Annotated in this window: 20 protein-coding genes and 1 tRNA gene; 10 read left to right on the top strand and 11 right to left on the bottom strand. The window is 63.9% G+C overall.

Features of this window, described 5'->3' with window-relative positions:
* Nucleotides 1-353: 353 nt before the first annotated feature.
* Nucleotides 354-443, bottom strand: a tRNA-Ser gene (locus J1M81_RS19805).
* 58 nt (nt 444-501) lie between these two features.
* A complete protein-coding gene (locus J1M81_RS19800) occupies nt 502-1,014 on the bottom strand; it encodes a MarR family winged helix-turn-helix transcriptional regulator (RefSeq protein ID WP_048319194.1) in 513 nt (170 codons plus the stop codon).
* 77 nt (nt 1,015-1,091) lie between these two features.
* Between J1M81_RS19800 and mgrA the strand changes: the two genes are divergently transcribed.
* On the top strand, nt 1,092-2,126 hold the full coding sequence (mgrA, locus tag J1M81_RS19795; RefSeq protein ID WP_094716070.1) for an L-glyceraldehyde 3-phosphate reductase: 1,035 nt from the start codon (nt 1,092-1,094) through the stop codon (nt 2,124-2,126).
* Between the two features lie 34 nt (nt 2,127-2,160).
* Nucleotides 2,161-3,150, top strand: coding sequence for an NAD(P)H-quinone oxidoreductase (locus J1M81_RS19790; protein ID WP_206498658.1), 990 nt, complete (start codon nt 2,161-2,163; stop codon nt 3,148-3,150).
* 71 nt (nt 3,151-3,221) lie between these two features.
* Here J1M81_RS19790 and J1M81_RS19785 read toward each other — a convergent pair whose 3' ends face one another.
* The gene (locus tag J1M81_RS19785) at nt 3,222-4,427 is read right to left on the bottom strand and encodes a cysteine desulfurase-like protein (protein WP_032366782.1); all 1,206 of its coding nucleotides are present in this window, start codon (nt 4,425-4,427) and stop codon (nt 3,222-3,224) included.
* A 175-nt stretch (nt 4,428-4,602) separates the two neighbouring features.
* Between J1M81_RS19785 and J1M81_RS19780 the strand changes: the two genes are divergently transcribed.
* The 5 genes from J1M81_RS19780 to J1M81_RS19760 all read left to right on the top strand — a co-directional run bounded on the left by J1M81_RS19780 (nt 4,603) and on the right by J1M81_RS19760 (nt 8,749).
* Nucleotides 4,603-5,181 carry a bacterial proteasome activator family protein gene (locus J1M81_RS19780; RefSeq protein WP_027494774.1) on the top strand — a complete coding sequence of 193 codons (579 nt, stop codon included), beginning with the start codon at nt 4,603-4,605 and terminating at the stop codon, nt 5,179-5,181.
* 104 nt (nt 5,182-5,285) lie between these two features.
* Nucleotides 5,286-6,122, top strand: a complete 837-nt coding sequence (locus J1M81_RS19775; protein ID WP_167328462.1) for an ABC transporter permease — start codon at nt 5,286-5,288, stop codon at nt 6,120-6,122.
* Between the two features lie 16 nt (nt 6,123-6,138).
* Complete coding sequence (locus J1M81_RS19770) at nt 6,139-6,951, top strand: ABC transporter ATP-binding protein (protein ID WP_176456774.1); 813 nt, start codon at nt 6,139-6,141, stop codon at nt 6,949-6,951.
* Nucleotides 6,932-7,846, top strand: a complete 915-nt coding sequence (locus tag J1M81_RS19765; RefSeq protein ID WP_032366780.1) for a glycosyltransferase — start codon at nt 6,932-6,934, stop codon at nt 7,844-7,846. Before J1M81_RS19770 ends, J1M81_RS19765 begins: the two co-directional genes overlap by 20 nt.
* A 39-nt stretch (nt 7,847-7,885) precedes the next feature.
* The gene (locus J1M81_RS19760) at nt 7,886-8,749 is read left to right on the top strand and encodes a TylF/MycF/NovP-related O-methyltransferase (protein ID WP_032371676.1); all 864 of its coding nucleotides are present in this window, start codon (nt 7,886-7,888) and stop codon (nt 8,747-8,749) included.
* Here J1M81_RS19760 and J1M81_RS19755 read toward each other — a convergent pair whose 3' ends face one another.
* From J1M81_RS19755 to J1M81_RS19735, 5 genes are all read right to left on the bottom strand, one after another.
* A complete protein-coding gene (locus J1M81_RS19755) occupies nt 8,750-10,639 on the bottom strand; it encodes a glycosyltransferase (protein WP_206498657.1) in 1,890 nt (629 codons plus the stop codon).
* Nucleotides 10,640-10,776: 137 nt separating this feature from the next.
* Nucleotides 10,777-11,610, bottom strand: coding sequence for an alpha/beta fold hydrolase (locus J1M81_RS19750; protein WP_206498656.1), 834 nt, complete (start codon nt 11,608-11,610; stop codon nt 10,777-10,779).
* Nucleotides 11,607-12,209 (bottom strand): TetR/AcrR family transcriptional regulator, encoded by a 603-nt coding sequence (locus J1M81_RS19745; protein WP_206498655.1) that lies wholly within the window; start codon nt 12,207-12,209, stop codon nt 11,607-11,609. Before J1M81_RS19745 ends, J1M81_RS19750 begins: the two co-directional genes overlap by 4 nt.
* Nucleotides 12,210-13,997 carry an amidohydrolase family protein gene (locus tag J1M81_RS19740; RefSeq protein WP_032407818.1) on the bottom strand — a complete coding sequence of 596 codons (1,788 nt, stop codon included), beginning with the start codon at nt 13,995-13,997 and terminating at the stop codon, nt 12,210-12,212.
* Nucleotides 13,998-14,070: 73 nt separating this feature from the next.
* Nucleotides 14,071-14,871, bottom strand: a complete 801-nt coding sequence (locus tag J1M81_RS19735; protein WP_032382985.1) for a glycosyltransferase — start codon at nt 14,869-14,871, stop codon at nt 14,071-14,073.
* A 94-nt stretch (nt 14,872-14,965) separates the two neighbouring features.
* Between J1M81_RS19735 and J1M81_RS19730 the strand changes: the two genes are divergently transcribed.
* Nucleotides 14,966-17,134 carry a hypothetical protein gene (locus J1M81_RS19730; RefSeq protein ID WP_206498654.1) on the top strand — a complete coding sequence of 723 codons (2,169 nt, stop codon included), beginning with the start codon at nt 14,966-14,968 and terminating at the stop codon, nt 17,132-17,134.
* On the opposite strand, the gene J1M81_RS19725 is transcribed toward J1M81_RS19730, so the two are convergent.
* Both J1M81_RS19725 and J1M81_RS19720 read right to left on the bottom strand, forming a co-directional pair.
* Nucleotides 17,128-18,084 carry a Gfo/Idh/MocA family protein gene (locus J1M81_RS19725; RefSeq protein ID WP_206498653.1) on the bottom strand — a complete coding sequence of 319 codons (957 nt, stop codon included), beginning with the start codon at nt 18,082-18,084 and terminating at the stop codon, nt 17,128-17,130. The genes J1M81_RS19730 and J1M81_RS19725 overlap by 7 nt on opposite strands.
* Nucleotides 18,084-19,184 carry a DegT/DnrJ/EryC1/StrS aminotransferase family protein gene (locus J1M81_RS19720; protein WP_206498652.1) on the bottom strand — a complete coding sequence of 367 codons (1,101 nt, stop codon included), beginning with the start codon at nt 19,182-19,184 and terminating at the stop codon, nt 18,084-18,086. The genes J1M81_RS19725 and J1M81_RS19720 overlap by 1 nt, the downstream gene beginning before the upstream one ends.
* Before the next feature lie 172 nt (nt 19,185-19,356).
* Here J1M81_RS19720 and J1M81_RS26895 point away from each other — a divergent pair, with 172 nt between their 5' ends.
* Nucleotides 19,357-20,082: an acyl-ACP--UDP-N- acetylglucosamine O-acyltransferase gene (locus J1M81_RS26895; protein ID WP_230591547.1), complete on the top strand. Its 726-nt coding sequence runs from the start codon at nt 19,357-19,359 to the stop codon at nt 20,080-20,082.
* On the top strand, nt 20,079-21,071 hold the full coding sequence (locus J1M81_RS19710; RefSeq protein WP_206498651.1) for a lysylphosphatidylglycerol synthase transmembrane domain-containing protein: 993 nt from the start codon (nt 20,079-20,081) through the stop codon (nt 21,069-21,071). The genes J1M81_RS26895 and J1M81_RS19710 overlap by 4 nt, the downstream gene beginning before the upstream one ends.
* Here the strand turns inward: J1M81_RS19710 and rfbB are convergent.
* Nucleotides 21,068-22,075, bottom strand: coding sequence for a dTDP-glucose 4,6-dehydratase (gene rfbB, locus J1M81_RS19705; RefSeq protein ID WP_206498650.1), 1,008 nt, complete (start codon nt 22,073-22,075; stop codon nt 21,068-21,070). The genes J1M81_RS19710 and rfbB overlap by 4 nt on opposite strands.
* Nucleotides 22,076-22,105: the final 30 nt, after the last annotated feature.

The raw sequence follows: 22,105 nt of genomic DNA, 5'->3' as shown, positions 1-22,105 counted from the left end.
TTGACTACCGTGAGCACGAGGCGTGCCTTTCCGCCAGCGCTGCAACGCTGACTTGATCAAGTGACTACCAGGATCATATTTACGGGAAGGCACGCCCTCCCTGATCCACAGGTCTTGATCATTCCTCGCGGTGCAATCGCTCACCACCTTCGGTGACGACAGCGTCGAAACTCTCCTCGAGCTCCTCTTCCAGAGGCCCCTCGTTGTCGCCGTCGTTGCGCCGCGCTTCTTCGCTCATTGGCAGGTAGTACCCACCTAACCGGTATTGATGCCACGCCGAGAATTCGCTGCTTCGCAAACGAACAAACCCGGCCCCACCCTCGCGGGCGGACCGGGCTCGATCAATTGACATATGGCGGAAGCGGAGGGATTTGAACCCCCGGACGCTTTTACACGTCTCTCGCTTTCAAGGCGAGTGCATTGGGCCGCTCTGCCACGCTTCCGTGTGCGATCTTAACGGCCGGGGCGGCACCGGCCCAATCGCCCCTCGTTGCCGGTCTGTCAGCGTCGGGGTCGGGTTGCCGATGCGTCCATTGCGGCGTCGACCTTCTGGAAGATGTCGCCCAGGACCTCGAGTTCGGTCGGGGTGAGGAGATCGACCAGATGTTGCCGGACGCTGCGGACGTGTGTGGGTGCTGCCTCCGTCAGTCGTCGTCGACCTTCCTCGGTGATGACGGCGAGGACGCCACGGCCGTCGTGCGCGCAGGTACTGCGGCGCACCATGTCCTGGACTTCCATCCGCCTGATCTGGTGGGTGAGGCGACTTCGGGAGGACAGAACCCCGTCGGCCAACTCGCTCATGCGGATGGAGCCGTCGTCCGCCTCGGACAGCATCACCAGGATGCGGTACTCCGCCATCGACAGGTCGTGTCTGTCCTGTAGATCCCTGTTCAATACCTCCATCAATCGTTGACCGCCGTCGACATAGGCACGCCAAGCTCTCATTTCCGCAGTGTCGAGCCACTGCGGGTCCCCCCCGGGACCAATGGCTAATTCGGCCGTCACGCGAGTCATCTTAGGCAGGAAATCTACTCACGAGTAGCTTGCCGTGGTTCGGGGTCCGATTCGCCGATGAGACCTAGGGTCGAGTTATGACAGATCCCTACATCGACCCTCCGTACGTTGCCGCCGCCGATCGCTACGAATCCATGTCGTATCGCCGAGTGGGATCGCGTGGGCCGGTACTGCCGGCTGTGTCGCTGGGCCTGTGGCACAACTTCGGCGACGACGTTCCACTGATGAAGCAGCGCGCGATTCTCCGTCGCGCCTTCGATCTGGGGATCAACCATTTCGACTTGGCGAACAACTACGGTCCGCCGTACGGAAGCGCCGAGAAGAACTTCGGCCGCATCTTCTCCGAGGACTTCGCCGGGTACCGCGACGAACTGATCATCTCCAGCAAAGCGGGATGGGACATGTGGCCCGGCCCGTACGGCTTCGGTGGCTCCCGCAAATACCTGCTGTCCTCACTCGACCAATCGTTGGCGCGCATGCGACTCGACCACGTCGACATCTTCTACAGCCACCGCCCCGACCACGACACTCCCATCGAAGAGACAGCCGGTGCGCTGATCAGCGCTGTCCAGCAGGGGAAGGCCCTGTACGCGGGTATCAGCTCGTACAAGCCCGAGGGCACGCAGAAGATGGCGGATCTGCTCGCCGACGCCGGTGTTCCGCTGCTGATCCATCAGCCCAGCTACTCGATGGTCAACCGATGGATCGAACCCGAACTACTGGGCACACTCGACGCGATCGGCGCAGGCGTCATTGCATTCTCTCCCCTCGCTCAAGGCATGCTCACCGACAAGTACCTCGACGGCATTCCCGCGGATTCGCGCGCAGCACAGGGCAAGTCGCTGAACCCGGACTGGCTCACCGACGACCACATCGGGCACCTTCGCGCACTGAACGACATCGCGTCGGCCCGCGGTCAGTCACTGGCTCAGCTCGCACTGAGTTGGGCGCTGCGCGACCGGCGAGTGACGTCGGTACTGATCGGCGCATCGAGCGTCGAGCAGCTCGAGAACAACGTCGCGGCACTGGACAATCTGGACTTCTCCGACGCCGAACTCGAACAGATCGACAGTCACGCCGGCGACTTCGGCATCAACCTCTGGGACCTGTAAAGCGCCTGCGACAGTGGTGGCGCATCATGGATGCATGCGTGCAATCACACTGAAAGAATTCGGCGATCCCGACGTCATGGAGTGGACCGAGGTTCCCGATCCACGACCGGCCCGCGGACAGGTGATCGTCGACGTCTCCGCCACCGCCGTCAACCGTGCCGATCTGATGCAGCGTCAGGGCAACTACCCGCCGCCCCCGGGTGCCAGCGAGATCCTCGGTCTCGAGTGCTCGGGAATCATTTCCGAGCTCGGTGACGGCGTCAGCGGCTGGAACGTCGGCGACAGGGTCTGCGCGCTTCTGGCCGGTGGCGGGTACGCCGAGCAGGTCGCCGTGCCTGCCACCCAGCTGTTCCCGATCCCTGCGGGCCTCGATCTCCATGTGGCAGCAGCACTTCCGGAGGTCGCGTCCACGGTGTGGTCCAACCTGGTGATGGATGCGCACATGCGTTCGGGGCAGGTGCTGCTGATTCACGGCGGCGGTAGCGGAATCGGTACGCACGCAACCCAGGTCGCGAAACAGCTAGGCGTCACCGTCGCCGTGACCGCCGGGTCCAAGTACAAGCTGGACATGTGCGCGGACCTCGGTGCCGACATCCTCATCGACTACAAGAATCAAGACTTCGTCACCGAAATCCGTTCACAGACAAACGATCACGGTGCCGACCTGATCCTGGACAACATGGGCGCGAAATACCTCGACCGAAACCTCGACGCGCTCGCCATGGACGGCACCGTCGTCACCATCGGAATGCAGGGCGGCGTGAAGGGTGAGCTGAACTTCGGCAAGCTCATCGCCAAGCGTGGCTCGGTACACGCGGCCGGATTGCGGGGACGCCCCGAGACCGGACCGTCGAGCAAAGCCGACATCGTCGCCGACATGACCGCACACCTGTGGCCGATGATCTCCGAAGGCCGCGTCACCGCCGTCGTGCATGCCGAAATCCCGATAACCGAAGCAGCACAGGGACATCGAATGCTCGACGACGCCGAGACCATCGGGAAGGTCATCCTGCGCGTGCAGTGATGTGCGCCCGAGGGTCGTGCGTGGAACTTCGTAGTGGGCTACGAAGTTCCGTGCACGTGCGGCGCAGCCGCTCAAAGGGCGAGCGCAGCGAGAGCTTTCACGAGTTGATCGATCTCGTACCGGGTGGTGTAGGGAGCGAGTCCGATGGTGACGGCACCACCTTCGTCGTTGACGCCCAGGGCGTCGAGCAGACGACTGCCACCGTGGACCCCGCTGACGCTGCCGATGCGAGCCTGCGCGAGTTGCTCGGACACCTTCACCGCGGGCATACCGTCGACGGTGAAGCTGACGGTCGGGATACGCGTGGGCGCAGTGCCGAGCACCATGACGTGATCGAGGGTGGCGAGCGCAGCCATCAGATGCTCGAAGAGCCGATCCTGATAGTGCTGCAGCGACCCGATCGACAGCTCCAGCCGCTCACGTCGGGTGCCCGTCGCTGCGTCGTCGAGGTTGGCCAGGTAGTCGATGGACGACACGACACCGGCCAGCAGCGCGTACTGGTGACCACTGACCTCGAGCCGTTCCGGCCCCTTCGCCGAAGGGTTCAGCGACATCGACGGCAACTGGTCGAGCAGTGTCGGATCGCGGAAGATCAGCGCACCCACCGACGGCCCACCCCACGCGGCCGCGTCGATCGCGACGACGTCGGCTCCGAGTTCCTTGATGTCGACGTGTGCGTAGGGGGCTGCTCCGGCGGCATCGACGACGATGAGTCCACCGACCTCGTGGACCAGATCGGCCGCGACGCGAACGTCGGGAGCGCTACCCACGATCGGCGACGCCGCGGTGACCGCGACGAGCCGGGTGGTGGAGGTGATGAGTTCCTCGAACTGCCACGTGGGCAGCTCGCACGTATCGATCTCGACCTCGGCCCAGCGCACGTGTGCGCCGGTTCGGCTGGCGACCCGCAGCCACGGCGCAACGTTGGCTTCCTCGTCCAGACGCGAGAGCACCAAGCCGGTTCCCAGCCCGAGCCGGGAGCTCAGAGAATCGGCGAGCCACGACAGCAGCGTCGCCCGATCCGGTCCGATGACCACCCCGGACGGATAGGCACCGACCAGATCTGCGATTGCGACGCGGGCGGATTCGAGCAGAGCAGCACTCCGCTTGGCGGCGATGTTGCCGGCCGAATGATTGGACGCACTGTGCCGGAACGCCGTGGAGACGGCCGTCGACACGCGATCCGGAATCAGCATTCCCAGCTGAGGGTCCAAATGAATCCACCCGTCGCCGAGGGAGGGAATGGACCCTCTGACCCGTGCGACGTCGTACCCCATGCCGGACACTCTAAGCGCCGACCCGCCGAGGGTGTGTTTCACGTCCCGTTTCCCCAGGGAACGGCAGCCAACAACGCACGCTTCGATCCTCCTGACACCCCGGTTGCGAACGACCGAACCAGGATAATCGCCCCTGTCGATCGCGCAACGGCAGGCGACGCGTAAAGATGGATGCATGACGCAATCCGAGTCGAACAATGCACCCGGCGATCACGTCGTCGTGATCGGCCCCAACGGAGAGCCACTCGCACTGAGCCGCGAGGAAGCCACCGCTGCTGCAGCCCGCGCTTCCGGATCGGCGGCCAACGAGGAGTCGTCCGACGGATCGGACCTCTCGGAGATGGTGGAACAGCCCGCCAAGGTGATGCGCATCGGCACGATGATCAAGCAACTGCTCGAAGAAGTGCGCGCGGCACCTCTCGACGACGCCAGCCGCAATCGGCTCAAGGAAATCCACAAATCGTCCATCCAGGAGCTCGAGCAGGGCTTGGCCCCGGAGCTGCGCGACGAGCTCGAGCGTCTGGTGCTGCCGTTCGGCGACGACGTCGTGCCCACCGACGCCGAACTGCGGATCGCGCAGGCTCAGCTCGTCGGCTGGCTCGAAGGACTGTTCCACGGCATCCAGACGGCATTGTTTGCTCAGCAGATGGCCGCACGGGCCCAGCTCGAGCAGATGCGTCAGGGCGCGTTGCCTCCCGGCGTCATGCCCACACCGGGCGGCGGCCACGGCAGCGGTACCGGCCAGTACCTGTAACACCACACACACGCTCGCAAAATGAGCTGCATGGTCGATTACAGGTAGTGTCGACCGTCGTGTCGGCACCAGCGAAGGATCCCGAGAGCGAGGCAGGAGAACAGATGCCTGCTCCGGTTTCGGACTCACAGACTTATCGGCGCGCGTTCGGCGATCTGCGGACCGGTTTCAACCAGCGTGAGCTGTGGCTGCATCTCGGCTGGCAGGACATCAAGCAGCGCTATCGACGGTCGGTGATCGGCCCGTTCTGGATCACCATTGCCACCGGCGTGCAGGCCATCGCCATGGGCCTGCTGTATTCGGTGCTCCTGAACATCGATCTGCGCGAGTTCCTGCCGCACGTGACCGTCGGGCTGATCGTGTGGGGCCTGATCAGCGCCGCAATCCTCGAGGGCGGAGACGTCTTCGTCGCCAACGAGGGCCTGATCAAGCAGCTGCCCAGTGCGCTGAGCGTGCACGTCTATCGGTTGGTGTGGCGCCAGCTGCTGCTCCTCGGCCACAACCTGCTGATCTACGTGATCATCATCGCGATCTTCTGGCCGCCCGGCGGACTGCACTGGACGGTGATCTTCGCGATCCCGGCGCTGGTCCTGATTCTGCTCAACGCGGTGTGGGTGTCGATCCTCTTCGGCATCATCGCCACCCGCTACCGCGACATCGCCCCGATCCTCGGCAGCTTCGTCACACTGATGTTCTTCATGACGCCGATCGTGTGGACAACCTCGGGCCTACAGCAGATGGGCGGCGAGGCCGCGAATCGCGCGAAGCTCGTCGAGATCAACCCGCTCTTCCACTACCTGGACATCATCCGGGCCCCTCTGATCGGCGAGGACCAGCAGGCGTACCACTGGTACATCGTGCTCGGGTTCACCGTGGTCGGGTGGGCGCTGGCCATCGTCGCTCTCAAGAAGTACCGGGCCCGCGTGCCCTACTGGGTTTAGGGGTCAGCAGTTGTCCATCAGCATCAGTACTCATGACGCATGCGTCGACTTCCCAATCTTCGACGCCAAGACGCGGTCCTTGAAGAAGGCGTTCCTCGGTAAAGCCGGTGGCGCCATCGACCGCAACTCCTCCGACGTCGTCGTCGTCGAGGCCCTCAAGAACATCACGATGAACCTGAAGGACGGCGATCGCGTCGGCCTGGTGGGACACAACGGTGCCGGCAAGTCGACGCTGCTGCGGCTGCTCTCGGGCATCTACGAGCCGACGCGTGGCAGCGCCACCATCCGCGGCCGCGTCGCGCCGGTGTTCGATCTGGGCGTCGGTATGGACCCGGAGATCTCCGGTTACGAGAACATCATCATCCGCGGTCTGTTCCTCGGCCAGACGCGCAAGCAGATGCTCGCGAAGATGGACGAGATCGCCGACTTCACCGAACTCGGCGACTACCTCGACATGCCGCTGCGCACCTACTCCACGGGAATGCGGGTGCGCGTCGCGATGGGCGTCGTCACCAGCATCGACCCGGAGATCCTGCTGCTCGACGAGGGCATCGGTGCCGTCGACGCGGAGTTCATGAAGAAGGCCCGGCACCGACTGCAGCAGTTGGTGAAGCGCTCGGGAATCCTGGTGTTCGCCAGCCACTCCAACGAATTCCTGGCTCAGTTGTGCGATACCGCGATGTGGATCGATCACGGCCAGATTCGCCAGCAGGGCGGCATCGAGGACGTGGTGCGGGCATACGACGGTGACGACGCCGGAGACCACGTCGCGCAGATCCTGAAAGAGATCGAGCGGGAAGACGGACCTGATGGGCAAACCGGTGCCTGACAGGATTGTCGGAGTCATCGTCACGCACAAGCGTCGGGAGTTGTTGGCTCTGTCGTTGGACGTGATCGGTGCCCAGACGCGTCCGCTCGATCATCTGGTCGTCGTCGACAATGCGAACGAGACGGCCGTGCGTGAGTTGGTGGAATCGACGGCCCTGCCGACGACGTACCTCGGCTCGCAGCACAACCTGGGCGGCGCAGGCGGATTCGCGCTCGGCATTCTGTACGCCCTCTCGCTCGGCGCGGACTGGGTGTTTCTCGCCGACGACGACGGCCGCCCCGAGGGCCCGAAGGTGCTCGAGACCCTCTACGACTGTGCGCTCGCGCACGGACTGGACGAGGTCTCCCCCGTCGTCTGTGACATCGAGGATCCGGATCGTCTGGCGTTTCCGCTGCGACGCGGCGTCGAGTGGCGTCGTCTTCGCTCGGAGTTGATCGACCCGGAGAATCCGGACGACGATCTGCTCGAAGGCATCGCGTCGTTGTTCAACGGTGCCCTGTTCAAAGCGTCGACGATCGATGCGGTGGGCGTGCCCGATCTGCGGCTGTTCGTGCGCGGCGACGAGGTGGAAGTACACCGCCGATTGCAGCGCTCGGGCCTGAAGTTCGGAACGTGTCTCACGGCCGCGTACGTGCACCCCAACGGAGCCGAGGAGTTCAAGCCGATCCTCGGTGGCCGGATGCACACGCAGTACCCGGAGGATGCGACCAAGCGCTACTTCACCTACCGCAACCGCGGTTACCTGATGTCGCAGCCAGGCATGCGAAAGCTGTTGCCGCAGGAGTGGATTCGCTTCACCTGGTTCTTCTTGATCACCACCAGGAATCCTCGCGGTCTGGCGGAGTGGTTCCGGTTGCGCGGACTCGGCCGTCGAGAGCACTTTCGTAAGCCCTGACGTGTTTGCGAACGCGTCCTCACCGGCTACCGTGTGCCCATGACGGAACCTCGGAAGCTCGCGGATCGCATCAAGTCGTCGGCTCGAGAAAAACTTCAACGAGCAATCGGTGAGGTTCTGGCGCAGCAGACCGCGCAGCTGGCCGAGCAGACGAGCGATCAGCAAGCGAAATTGCTCGACGTCCTCGAACGTCAACGACGTGAGATCGACGATCTGCACGCCTTCATTCGCGGTCTCGAGATGCGGATGCGTCGCGACATTCCGTACGCTTCCGACGTCGAGGCCGCCGCCCAGAGCGCAGAGTTTGCCGAAGAGATGATGCCGGAGGCCCCGACCTTCCTGCGGCCGCACGCCACGCTGCGATTCGCACTCGGTGAGGTCTCCATTCGCGGCATGGCGCTCGAGTTCGGAGTTGCCAGCGGGACGACGCTCGAGATCATCGCCGAGGAATTGGCGTCGCGTAAGGACATCACCGTCGTCGCCGGATTCGACGTGTTCTCCGGCCTACCCGAGACCTGGCGTACGGGCTTTCCGAAGGGACTGTTCGAGCAGGACACGATCCCCGAAGTGCCCGGCGCACAGATCGTCCCGGGGCTGTTCGAGGATTCTCTGCCGGGCTTCCTGAAGGGCCACCACGAGAAGTTGGCCTTCCTGCACCTCGACGCCGACCTGTACTCGTCGACGGTCACCGTGCTGGACCTCGTGGCCGATCGACTCGCGGTGGGCACCGTCATCGTGTTCGACGAGTACTTCAACTTCCCCGGCTGGCGCAACCACGAGTACCGGGCGTGGACGGAATTCGTCGCACGCACCGGCACCGAATTCGACTACCTCGGGTACACCGCCGACAACGAACAGGTCGTCGTACGAATTCGCACGGCACCCAAGGTCCGCACGAACTAGCTACTGCCCGTAGAGACGAGCCCAGTTCTCGCGGCTCGTCAGCTGCGGGACGGCGGCGCGGTACGACGCTGCCACGGCGGGTGTCTCGGTACGTAGACGCTTGAGTGCCGCCACCCCGCGCTTGAGCAGCTCGACGGCATGTGCCTTGTTGCGCTTGCGAACTCGGACGCCCTCTTGCGAGCGGTCGGTGACGATCGCGTGGGAAAACAGCGAGACGTGCCACCAGTGCGCGTCGTCGGCCGAAATGGAAACGGGGCCCGGATCGACCGTGCCGCGCCACTGGTTGAGGACGCGCTTGGCGAGCACGGCGAATTCCATGCTCTTCTTCGGGTGTGGGCCGGCCGGGGTGATGAACATATCGGCCGGACGCACCCCCGGAACGTCGTTGGCGTTGTGCCGCTTGGTTTCTCCGTACGCTGCGCGCTCACGCCGGATGGAACCGGCCGCGTCCATGCCGCCGTCGAGCAGATGTTCCGGACCGGCCAGAAAGTCCTCGACAGATTTGATCAGCGTGTACGCCATGCCGTACTGCATCGACACCAGGTAGCGGAGCAGATCGGTGAACAACTGCTTGGCGAGCGTCCTACCGTCGAGTTCGATATGCAGGGCGGCGGTGATCATGCCGTTGCGCAGGTTGAAGTAGCGGTGCCACTCGTCCCAGTCCTTCCACGCGAAGTCGGCGTGCCACACCGCTGCGCCCGGCAGCGTGACGGTGGCGAATCCGTTTGCGCGCGAACGGTATCCGTACTCGATGTCGTCCCACTGGAAGAACAGCGGCAACGGGTAGCCGACCTGCCCGACGATCTCAGACGGGATGAGGCACGACCACCAGCCGTTGTATCCGGCGTCGACGCGGACGTCCTGCTGACGCTTGCGCTTGAATGCGCTCTTGTCCGATACCGCGTTCTTGACGTGGACTCCGGCCTCGAGCTTCTGCAGGTTGGCCACCTCGGCACCGACGTGCACGCGGTCGGGGTGCAGCAGGTACAGCATCTGGGCGCCGATGATCGCCGGCTCGACGGTCATGTTGGCGAACGAGTTCATGCGCACGATCGCCTCGGGCTCGCACAGCACGTCGTCGTCCATGAAGATCACGTTGGCCGGATCGCCGCCCTTGCCCTGCACCTCGTACAGACCGCGGGTGAACCCGCCGGCGCCGCCGAGGTTGGGCTGCGTGATGTAGACGAGCTTGTCGCCCAGTTCGGCCGCGACGCGCTGGAACTTCTCGCGCGTCTGCACCTGATCGGTGCCCTGATCGACGACGTAGACGTTGTCGACACCGAGCAGAGCGATGGGATCGTCGGCCATGGCAGCGACGGTGTTGGCGCAGTCGTCGGCGCGATTGAACGTGCAGATCACCACCGAGGTGGGACGCAGCTTCTCCGGTGCGGCGACGGTCCATTCCGCGTCCTGCACCGACAACTCGCTCGATGTGGTGGTGAAGCGGACGTACAGCGCGCCGCCGTCGAGGAACTGCGTGGTGGCGACGGGAACGGCCACCTGAGTTGACGCGTTCGCGGAATCGACGGTGGTGCTGGCCATCGTGCGCTCGTGACCCTTGTAGTCCGTGGCCACCAGATCGATCCGGCCGGCACCGGCGACGGTCGCCCGGAAGACCACCTCGGTGACGGTGGTCCACCGCTGCCAGTAGCTGGCCGGGAATCGTCCGAAGTAGCTGTTGGTATGTACGACGCTGCGCTTGGCGATCCGGACACCGGTGCGGGTGCGCTCGGCGTTGCCCTTGCGGACCTCGCTGTACATGTCTGCGCTGACCAGGGGCGACGGGCCGTCGAACAGAAGCCTCTGAACTGTCAGTTCGGCCGTATCGTCACCGCCGGCGGCAGCCGGCACGTCCGAGGAACCGAGACGATCGAGAGCAGTGCCGTCCATACCGAGAAATACCCCATCCAGTTCGAGTAGTGACAGTTCGAGCGATCACAGGTGTGGCCGTACCGAGAAGAAGACCACTGACCATGGTTGCACAGCCCGAGGCCGATCCGTCCGACGCTCGCCGCACTGCCCGCCACCTACTCCCCTTCGCGCACCCTCTCCAGCAGCACCCGAGCGGCGTCGGCCGGGTGCGTGTACGGCCACCAGTGGCCCGCCTCGACGTGAACGACGCGCAGGTCGGGGATCCACCGATCGAGACCGTCGGTGAGGTTCGTCGACAGCATCGGGTCGTGTGCCGGGACCACCACGGTGGTCGGGACGACGCATCGCGGATCGGGTCCACGGAACACCCGCCGCAGCACGTTGGCCCGGTACAGCGCGATGCCGCGCTGCTGGTCGGCCGCCGTCGGGGTCGGCTCGCCCTCGGCCTGCAGTCGGGCCAGCAGAGCCGGTATTCGCGTTCGCAGAACGGGCACGTGAAACCCGAAGACGTACCAGGACCTGGCCAACTGCCCCACCAGCGACGGCCATCGATGCGGCCGAACCGACCGCGCCCGTGCCACCTGCCGCAGATGATCCAGACTCGGCCCGGACACCGACGTGTACGACGCGAATGCGGTGCTCGCCCGAGGCGAGGCCATCGCCTCCCACATCTGGACCGACCCCCAGTCGTGGGCGAAGACGTGGACCTTGCCGGTCAGGCCCGGCATCGACTCGACCACCGCGAAGGCGTCCCGCGCCAGCTGCTCGATGGCGACGTCTGCCGCAGGCTCCAGCACGGACGCTCCGCTGCCTCGTGTGTCGTAGGCGATCACCCGGACCGTGTCGCCGAGCGCGGTGATCAGCGGATCGAACACGTGATGGTTATCGGGATAGCCGTGCACCAGCAACACCGTCGAGCGGGCTGTCGGGTTCCCGTACTCGAAAACGGGAAGCTCGGCACCGGCGATGCATACCGTCCAGTGAGTCATCCCGCGTCGGTCAGGGCATGCAGTGCGCCGCCGCGCAACAGGTGAGCAATCATCTTCAGCCGCATGGCTTCCTGCTCGGGCTGCGGATGGACCCCGGCTGCCAACGCCTCGCCGTCGAGCAGGTGGACGACGCTGAAGACCACCGTTTCCAGATGCTGCGGATCGATCACGCCGGCAACGGGAAGCGCACGAGCAAGTTCGGCGATCTGCTCGTGATATCGAACGGTGAACGGCTGCAGTCTCTCTCGCAGCTCGTCGTCGCTGCGGGCGGCGGTCAACAGCTCGTACCAGGCCCCGTTGATCGGGGCGCGGCACGCTGCTCTGAGCAGTTCGAGACAGTGCTCGATGGACGCGCTCCCGAAACCGGACAGGCCGCGGCGAAACTCCTCGAACTGACGTCGACGAACCTCGTCGGCTGAGGCGACGATCAGGTCGAGCCTGGTGTCGAAATGCCGAAACATGGCACCGGACGACACCCCGGCCCGGCTGACGATTTCACTGACACTGGTTGCGGCGTAGCCCTTCTCGCACAACGATGCAATAGTCGCGTCGAGCAGTTTTCCGATGGTCTCGGTTCGGCGCTGGTGTTGACTCGCCACTCACACACGCTCCCGGCGTCGCGGGGCCGTGGGAGTGCCTGCCCGCAGGAAGCTACCGGCCCGCTCCGACACACCGAACCAGGGCGCAAAGGTGCCGCCGGAGAACACCACTCGGCCCGCGACCAGAGTGGCGGTGACCGCTCGGTCGTTGCGATTGACCATGCGACTCAGGCCACCGAATTCCGGCATGGTCTCCTCGCGATAGGCCAGGACATCCTCGTTCAGGCCCTCCGGGTCGATCACGACGATATCGGCACGGTCCCCCACCCGCAGGTGACCGGCGTCGACACCGTAGAAGTCGGCCAGTTCGCCGCTGAGCTTGTGCACTGCCTTCTCCACGGTCATGAACGGCCGGCGATCGTTTCGCGCGTCGTGCACACGGTGCAGCAACCGAATGCCGAAGTTGTAGAACGCCATGTTGCGCAGATGAGCGCCGGCATCGGAGAAACCAACGGTCACCCCGGGCTGATTGATCAGCTTGTCCATCTGCCGCTTGCGATGATTGGCAACCGTCGTGTGCCAGCGCAACTTTCGGCCGTGCTCGACCACCAGATCGAGGAATGCGTCCACCACGTGCACACCGCGCTCGGCCGCGACCTCCGCGATGTTCTTTCCGACGACCGAGGCGTCGGGGCATTCGGTGATCTCGGCGTCGGCGAAGTCGCGATGCCAGACGCGCGAGCTGAACTTCTTCTCGAAGTCGGCACGGAACCAGCGGCGGTAGGCCTCGTCGGACAGCAACTCGTTGCGGCCCAACTCTTCTCGCAGATGCAGTGCGGCGCGGCCGGAGCCGAACTCCTCGAACACCACGAGATCGATGCCGTCGGAATACACGTCGAACGTGGTGGGGAGGTGCTGCCAGCGGAACTGGCCCTTGCCCGGGCCGTTGACCATCCGGGCGAGCGGGCCGAAGACGCGATGGATCCACGGCGACGCCTTGGCATCGGCCGCCGCCAGCAGCGAGATCTTGAGCGGAGTGCGGCCGACCCCGGTGGCCGAGGCGAGGAAGAACAACATGTCGTACTTGGTGTTCAGGTTCGGAATGCTCTGCAACAGCCGACCGCGTCGACGCAGAATCTTGTGCAGAGAACGGAATTCGCTCCACCGGGCATACGAGGACGGTAACGAACGAGACCGGTATCGATCGCCGTCCAACTTGTCCCACGGGTTCGTCATGGTCGACATTCCGAGCAGCCCGGCATCGAGCGCCTTCTCGAGCGCGTCGGACATGGCACGCCATTCCTCGCGGGTGGGCTTCTGACTGCGGTCGGTCGAGCGGTCGAGCCCCATGACATGCGCCCGTAGATCCGAATGACCCACCAATGCAGCAATATTGGGCCCGAGAGGCAGGCGCTCGAGGGCTGCGATGTACTCGTCGGGACTGTTCCAATTTTTGTGCGCATCGACGGCTTTGAGCACATGATCTCGCGGCAGCGCCTCGACCCGACTGAACAGATCCGCGATGTCGACCGGAGTGGAATAGAGCGTCGACAACGAACAGTTGCCCAGGAGAACCGTCGTGACCCCGTGCCGGACGGATTCTTCGAGACCCGGCCCGACCAACACCTCTGCGTCGTAATGGGTGTGTACGTCCACGAACCCCGGCGTGACCCACTTGCCGGTGGCATCGACCACCTCGGTCGTCGCGCTCGGCTCGAGGGGAGTGGACGACACGGCCCGCACGACGCCGTCGACGATGCCCACATCCGCCCGAACTCCAGGGCCGCCGGATCCGTCGTACACGGTTCCGCCGGCGATGACGACATCGAAAGGGATGTTCGGGTTCATGTGACCTCCGTCATAGAATGACGAAACCATAACTTAGAGAGTGGTCACTCGCAATAGCCCGGAGCGGATCGCTTCAGGCGTCCACAGCCTGACGACCGGCTTGTGCGGCCGCCAGTAGTTCGTGACGCCGCCCTCGCAACGACAGCAGGCCCCGGGCCATCTTCACGACATCCCCGATCGCAACCCGGCTGGGCTCGCTCCGGTGCGATTCGGACAGACGAACCGGCAGCTCCACAGGACGGACACCGGCCAATTCCACCGCGTAATCCAATTCGGTGGTGAACAGGAAACCCGGTTCGATCAGCTGCGGAGCCACCGCACGCAGAAGGGTGCCATCGACGATGAACGTTCCCTGCGGGTCCTTCGTTCGAGTGCCCAGCACGATTCTGCGGAGCGACGTGAAACCGAAGGTCATCACTGCGCGAAGCACCCCACGTTGCACAGCAGACTCCGGATGCGCCTTCGAGCCGATGGCCACCAATGGAGTCGACCCGGTTTCGGAGGTCCATTCCGCAGCCGCGTTCAGATCGTCGAACCCGAATGGAAGATCGTCGGCGGTCAGCAGCACGCGGTCGCCGCGAGACTGCTCGACGCCCAGTCGAAGCGCGTTACCCATGCCCTTGGCGCTGGTCAGCACGGACAGCCCGACGGTGGGATGAGTCCAATCAGCCGCAAGCCGTGCACAGATGTCTGCCGTGGAGTCGGTCGAACCGTTCTCGATGACGATAATTTCCGCAGGACTGCCGGACAAGTACTCGACGAAGGCATCCACAGTGGATTCGATGACTCGGGCAGAATTGTGGGCAGGTATGACCACCGACAATTCGACCGCGTCCGGCCGCGAACTCGGAGCGGGACCAGAGAACACAGTCACCCTTTCAGCGCCTGTCGAAAACCACGAACGGACGAAACACTACGCTGCAACGGACTGTCCGATGCTCACCGACCATCACCGACGAAGGCGTTTCGTGACTTCTGATCGCCCCTGGGCTGCGCGTGTACTGCCGCCCGCGGTTCTCGCCCTGACCGTCGCGGTCGCCGCGGCGATCCCCATGCTCACGAACCGATGGTTCTACTACTGGGACGACAGTGCAGCGGCGTTCACACCGGGATGGCGGGTGATCGGCGAGCGACTGCTGTCAGGATCGTGGCCGACGCTGCTGCCGGAACTGTGGGCCGGCGGAAACGTCACCGCCGAGGCGCTCTACGGCACCTACAACCCGCTGCTGTTGGCCAATTCCGCGCTGATCGCGGCAATTCCGAATCTGGCCATCGGCATCACCTTGGTCAAGATGCAGTTCATGGCGATTCTCGCCGTCGGCGTCTACATCCTGGCGAAGCAGTACGGCGCACGAACGTCGATGGCGTTCGTGGCCGGTTTCGCGATGCCGTTCGCCGGCTACACGCTGTACTTCGGTGCCTCCAGTTGGGCGTCGGGCCTGTTCGCCTTCGCGTGGATCCCACACGTCTGGTGGTCCACGCGGTCCGCTGCCCTCGGCCGAGTGAATCCAATAGTTCCCATCTTCTTCGGCTTCATGGCCATGACGACCGGCAATCCGTACGGTGCCGTCGCGGTCGCCGTCGTGTATCTCGCTGTCATCGCAGAGGTCTTGGCGCTGGGCAACTATCGGCGCATCTTGTCGCTGATCGTCAGCGGAGTATCGATCCTGGCGATGTCCTTGATCGTCTACCTCCCGCTCGCCTTCACCACCGATGTGTCGGTGCGAAACCAGTCCGGAGTGTCCAACGACGGAACCCTCCGCCCCGGACTGGGCGATTTGATCAACGTCAGCAGCCCGACTCATCTGCCGATGGTCGAGTCGTTCGGGGCCAGCTTCATGACCGTCCCCATCGGCTACCTGGTGTGGTTTCTCGTTCCGTTGAGCCCGTGGATCCGGTGGCGCACACTCGGTAACCTGCGGAAAAGTGCCGTATCGCTGGCCGTCTTCGCAGGCGTCTATGCCGTGTTGTTACTCGGACCGTCGAACCTGTGGCTTTTTCGCTGGCCGATCAGATTGATCGAATACGGCCAATTGCCCCTACTGATTGTCACAGCGGTTGCGGCCAGCGCCGGTCTGCACCGGGAAAGGCTTCGACTCCGAGCCTCGATCACGGCTGCACTTCTGGTGCTGCAGTTCTACCTGGCGTGGTCGAGTGTTCCGGACGACCTCGGCATCCATGCCTTGGCACTGCTGGTCTGCGGCGTGCTGACGATAGCGGCTGTCACCGCAGCCTATCGAGCACCACGCGTCTTCGGCGGCGTCCTCGTCGTGGGAATAGTGGCCACCCTCGCGCTTCAGACGAACGCATGGTTCCAGAGCAACGACAACGTCACACCCTGGCGTTTTCCCCGCCAGGTTGCGTTTCTGGAAGACCGCTTGGACAGCAGGTACACCGGCAACACATTCGCGATCGCCGACACGGATTCCATTCCCGACGACGCTCCCACGTCGCAATGGGGTGATCTGGTGTTCGGCAACGCGTGGCAAGCCTCCGGCGTGGATGCCGTGAACAGCTACGCCGGTATCAGTTACGAGGATTTCGTCGACGCGCTGTGCCTGAATTACTACGGCGGAGTCACCTGCCCGGACGCAGTGGACAGGTTGATGGCAACGGCACCCGGAACCGGCGTGTCATGGGCGGATGCACTCCGGCTCGACACGATCATCGTTCAGAACAGTGGCCCCTACGGAGATCTACACGCTTTCGATGCGCTTCCACGCGACCGCTGGACGACCACCAATGCCGATGTCGTCACCGTCGCACACCGCAACACGCCGCTGGCGTGGCCGGATGGGCGACTGTCCGCTGCAAGCGACGGCGTCACCGTTCTTGCGGACGATGCCGCGACGGACACCCGAGAGACTGTGCGATACAACGGCTCCGGTGTCGTGACGTTTGCCTTGCTCGCCTGGCCCGGTTGGACGGCAACCGTGGACGGGGCCCCGGCCGAGGTACGCGCAACCGAGGGAGGGTTGCTTCAGGTGGTCCTACCCGAAGGCGGCGAGACCGCGACCATCGAGTACGCGCCGCCAGGCACCACCGGCGGTGTGGCACTCGCCGCGGGCGGTCTCCTGGTTGCGGTTGCGCAATCGGTCGCGGTCGGCGTCAGGCGACGCCGACCGGTCGATCAGTGAGCCGCCGACTTCGTCGCTTCGTCCACCGCACGGTGCGCCGGAAGGATCGAGTCACGTTCTGCTGCAACATCTCCTGATCCAGCGACGAGGTCCAGGAAGTGATTCAGCTGAGCCGAGAGCGGCTCTTCGCTGTACCTGATGGTGGGGATCTCGATGATCGTCTGCTGCTGGTATCCGTCTCGATCGGACGGCATGTCGTCGTCGATGTGCCGATAGACGGTGATGTCGCGGCGGAGAAGGTCGATCTCGATCAGCCGGTCGGATTCGAGCAGCGACAGCTGCCGGATCTTGCGCTGACTGATGCGACTCGCAGAAATCGTTGCCACAGCGCCTGATTCGAAGCGAAGGATTGCATCGGCGCAGTCCTCGGCATGGTTTTCCTTCGATGCCGGATGGAAGTAGCCGAACTCCCCCGCAACCGATTTCGGTTCGGAACCGACGAAAGAAATCGCGAGATCGACGTCGTGAATGAGGAGATCGGTCGCCACACCGGTCGAGATTCGCGATACGAACGGAGAATGTCGAATGCCGTTGACCTGCCACACGTCACCCGCGAACTCACGCGCTGTACGCACCGCGGGGTTGAACCGCTCGAGCAACCCGCACATCAACGGGATGTCTCCGGCCGCAGCCTTGCCCACGAGCTCAGCACTCTGCTCGTACGTGGCGGCCAAGGGCTTCTCGACCAACACTGGCTTACCCAGTTCGAGAATTCTCGACGCGATGTCGTAATGAGCAGGAGTCGCCGCAGCGATGACCACCGCATCGATACCAGCGAGGTCGTCGAATTCCGCAGCCCAGTCACAGCCGAAGCGCTCGGCGACAGCCCGACCTTGACTCTCCCGTGGCTCGACCAGCACAGCCAGATCGCAGCGATCCGACTGGGCAATGACCCTGGCATGCAGAGACCCCATGCGACCCGATCCGACCAGTGCAACCCGAGGATTCATCACTGTCCCATCGCCGAACGAACAGCCGACACGACGGTGTCGATTTCATCGACGGTCAAGTTCGCATGTACCGGAATACTCAAGCACCGCTGGGAGACCGACGTGGCGACCGGCATGTCCTCGATGACCACGTTCGGGTGTTCGCGGTAGCAGTCGTAGTCGTACGCGGTCTTCGGGTAGTAGATTCCGCTCCCCACACCCGCATCGGCAAGTCGCGAGCTCAGCTCGTCGCGGTCGATCGAGGCGTCCTCGTCGACCAACACGGTGTACTGATGCCAGACGTGCCCTCTGCGCTCGAGTTCTGCGGGCAAGGTCAATCCGGCAACGTCCTTCAACCCGGTGGTGAGCATGTCCGCGTTGCGCCGACGCTGCTCGACCTGCGTCCGATAGCCGGCAAGCTGGGGTAGACCGAGGCTGGCCTGCAAGTCGGTCATCCGGTAGTTGTGACCGACGACCTCGTACTGGTACCGGGCGCGCATCCCCTGGTTGCGCAGGACTCGCAAGCGGTCGGCGACGGCCTCGTCGTCGGTGGTGATCATGCCGCCCTCGGCGGTGGTCAAATTCTTCGTGGCATAGAAGGAGAAACAGCCGAGCCCGAACGTGCCGACTCCGCGGCCGTCGAACGTCGCACCGTGCGCCTGCGCCGCATCCTCCACGATGGCAAGGCCGTGCTGCTGCGCAAGATCGCCTATCGCGGCCATGTCCGCAGACTGGCCGTACAGATGAACCGGCATCAGTACGGCAGTGCGATCGGTAATTCGCGTGGCCGCGTCTACCGGGTCGATGTTGAAATCATCCGCAGAAATATCGGCAAATCGGACAATGGCACCCGCATCCAAAATTGCGTTCAACGTCGCGACGAATGTGAACGGACTGGTCAAGACCTCGTCACCGGGCTGCAGATCCTGAATTTCCAACGCCGCACCGAGGGCGGTCGTGCCGTTGTTCACTGCCACTGCGTGGCCGGCACCGACGAGCTCAGCGAACTGCTCCTCGAAGCGCTTGACCTTGGGACCCTGCGCGACAATGCCCGAACGAAGGGTGTCGAGTACTTCACGCTCGACATCCTCGCCGAAAACGACACTGGAAATTGCAATCACTGACATACCCCTCGGACCGATCTGGCTGCGACGGAAAACCGTACCGATTCGCATCTTTACCCGTCGACACTATCGCCTGCCACGAGGTCCCGGTCACAAGCCTTGCCGCGCGTAACGTTATTTTCTACAACAGCGCAGTAAATCCAACAGAGACGTGGGAGGCCGATTTCAGGTGCCGATCGACATAGGCCAGGACTGTCGAATCCACGAGACCGCCGTCATCGGCGAGGGCGTGGTCATCGGCGACCGGGTCACCATCGGCCCCTTCGCAGTGCTGACCGGACCGCTGGAGGTCGGCAACGACTGCTGGATCGGCGCGCAGACCGTCCTCGGTTCGCCCCCAGAAATCAATGGTTTCGAGCATTTCTCGTCCTACGTGGCACCCAGCATCGGGTGCGGAATTCACATCGGAGAGAACACAGTTATCCGCGAGCTCACCGCCGTCCATCAGGGAAGCGAACGACGCACCGTCGTCGGAGCGAACTCGTTCATCATGAATCGCATCTCGGTGGGACACGACGTACAGCTCGGGGACAACACGATCGCAGCGCCAGGCGTGACGTTCGGCGGTCACGTCACTCTCGGGCCCGGATGCAACATGGGCATGAACAGCACCATCCACCAGCGCCGCGTCATGGGCGCTGGTGCCATGGTGGGTATGGGCGGTATCGCTACCAAAGACATCCCGCCATTCGCGACCGTCGTCGGGAACCCAGGAGTTTTGCACGGAGCCAACTCGGTCGGCATGACGCGAAAGGGGTACGCAGAGTCGGATGTCGAGATCGTCGGTTCGGCATACTCGAACGGCCGCCTGCCCGATCTTGCCGCTCTGAACGAAACAACCGCGACGGCCTTCGAGTGGTGGCGAAATCTGTCCACCAAACCCTTGATCAGATGACGGAGGAAGTAGCGGCCTCGCGCGGAAAGAAGATTGCCGGCACCGTACTGCGCGTCGCGGTCACCGCGGCGATCGTCGTCGCCATCGTCCTGGCAGTGAGATCCCAGTGGTCCGAGGTCCGCGACACCATTCTGTCGCTGGGAATCTGGTCACTGCTCGGGTCGTCGCTGCTGGTGTTCCTCGGCATGGGAGCAGCGGTGCGGGCCTGGCAGCACGCACTCGGGGCACTGGAATATCCCATCCCGGCGTTCGACGCCGCCCGCTGCTACCTGGTGGGGCAACTGGGCAAATACTTGCCCGGCAGTGTCTGGGCATTCGTTCTTCAGACCGAGCTGGTCAGACGCGCCGGTGTCACCCGAGCTGCAGGATTCGTGGCGGTTCTGGTTACCGTAGGACTGAGCACGACCTCCGCGCTGGTTGTCGGTCTTCTGGGCCTTCCTGCACTGTTCGATGTCAGCACCATCGCTGCGGTGGCGGTAATCGTGCTGGTTCCCATTGCCCTGACCTGCGCGTACCCACCTATCCTGACTCGCCTGGTGAATCTGGCGCTGAAGGTCCTTCGCCGCGCGCCGCTACAGTCGCCGCTGACGACGCGCAAAATAGCGTTGTCACTTGGTTGGTGTGCCGCAAGTTGGGTTCTCTACGGCACCCACCTGTGGATCCTCGCCTCGAGCTCCGCCGGTTTCCGGATCGGTGGACTGGTGGAGTGCATCGGCGCACTCGCACTCGGAATGTGTGCAGGCGTGCTCGTCGTGGTGGTGCCGTCCGGCATCGGTGTCCGAGAAGCCGTGGTGGTCGCAGCACTGTCGCCGTTCATGGACGCCGGTGTCGCACTGGGATTGGCCCTGGCCTCGCGACTCGTGTTCACTCTGTGCGAGGTACTGGCCGGCGTGATCGCCGCTGCATCCGGTTCGCGAGCGCTCCGTAACATGCTGGTGCACAGCCACTCTCGCGTTCCAGCGCCTCACAAACAGTCGACTGCCAACTAGCGATTCAGTACGGACTCCTTCGCCGCATAGACCGCTTCGGTGGCGTCTTTCTGCGGTCGCCACCACTGCTCGTTGTCGCGGTACCAGTCGACGGTCGCTTTCAATCCGGCGCGGAAGTCGACATAGGTTGGTGTCCAACCCAATTCGGTTCGGAGCTTGGTGGAGTCGATGGCGTAGCGCAGGTCGTGGCCGGGGCGGTCGGTGACGAAATCGAAAGCGTCGGGTGCGTTGCCGGTTTCTTCGAGGATCGCTTCGAGGACGGTGCGGTTGTTGGCTTCGCCGTCGGCTCCGATGAGGTAGGTCTCGCCGATGCGGCCGCCGTCGATGATGGCCCAGACGGCGCTGTTGTGGTCGTCGACGTGGATCCAGTCGCGCACGTTCTGCCCGGCACCGTAGAGCTTGGGGCGTGATCCGCTGAGGATGTTGGTGATCTGACGCGGGATGAACTTCTCCACGTGCTGATACGGGCCGTAGTTGTTGGAGCAGTTCGAGATGGTGGAGCGGACGCCGAACGAGCGGGTCCACGCGCGGACCAGCAGATCGCTCGACGCCTTGGTCGAGGAGTACGGGCTCGACGGGTTGTACGGGGTCGATTCGGTGAATCTCGCCGGATCGTCGAGTTCGAGGTCGCCGTAGACCTCGTCGGTGGAGATGTGGTGGTAGCGGACGTCGTGTTCGCGGACCGCGTTGAGCAGGGTGGTGGTGCCGATGACGTTGGTGTGCACGAACGGCCACGGGTCGGTCAACGAGTTGTCGTTGTGGGATTCGGCGGCGAAGTGGACGACGAGATCGGTCTCGCGGACGAGGCGGTCGACGAGATCGGCGTCGGCGATGTCGCCGTGTACGAAGTCGATGCGATCGGCCACCGGCTCGAGGGAGGCCTTGTTGCCGGCGTAGGTGAGCTTGTCTAGCACGGTGACCTGGGAGTCGGGGCGCTGCGCGAGGGTCTGATGTACGAAGTTCGCGCCGATGAACCCGGCCCCACCCGTGACGAGAATTCTCATGAACAGGCACTTTACCGGGGGATGCTCGTG

Source organism: Rhodococcus sp. KRD175 (assembly GCF_017168275.1).
Taxonomy (GTDB): Bacteria; Actinomycetota; Actinomycetes; order Mycobacteriales; family Mycobacteriaceae; genus Rhodococcoides; species Rhodococcoides fascians.
Note: the sequence above shows the minus strand (reverse complement) of the source record. Positions and strands in the feature narration are given on the sequence as shown.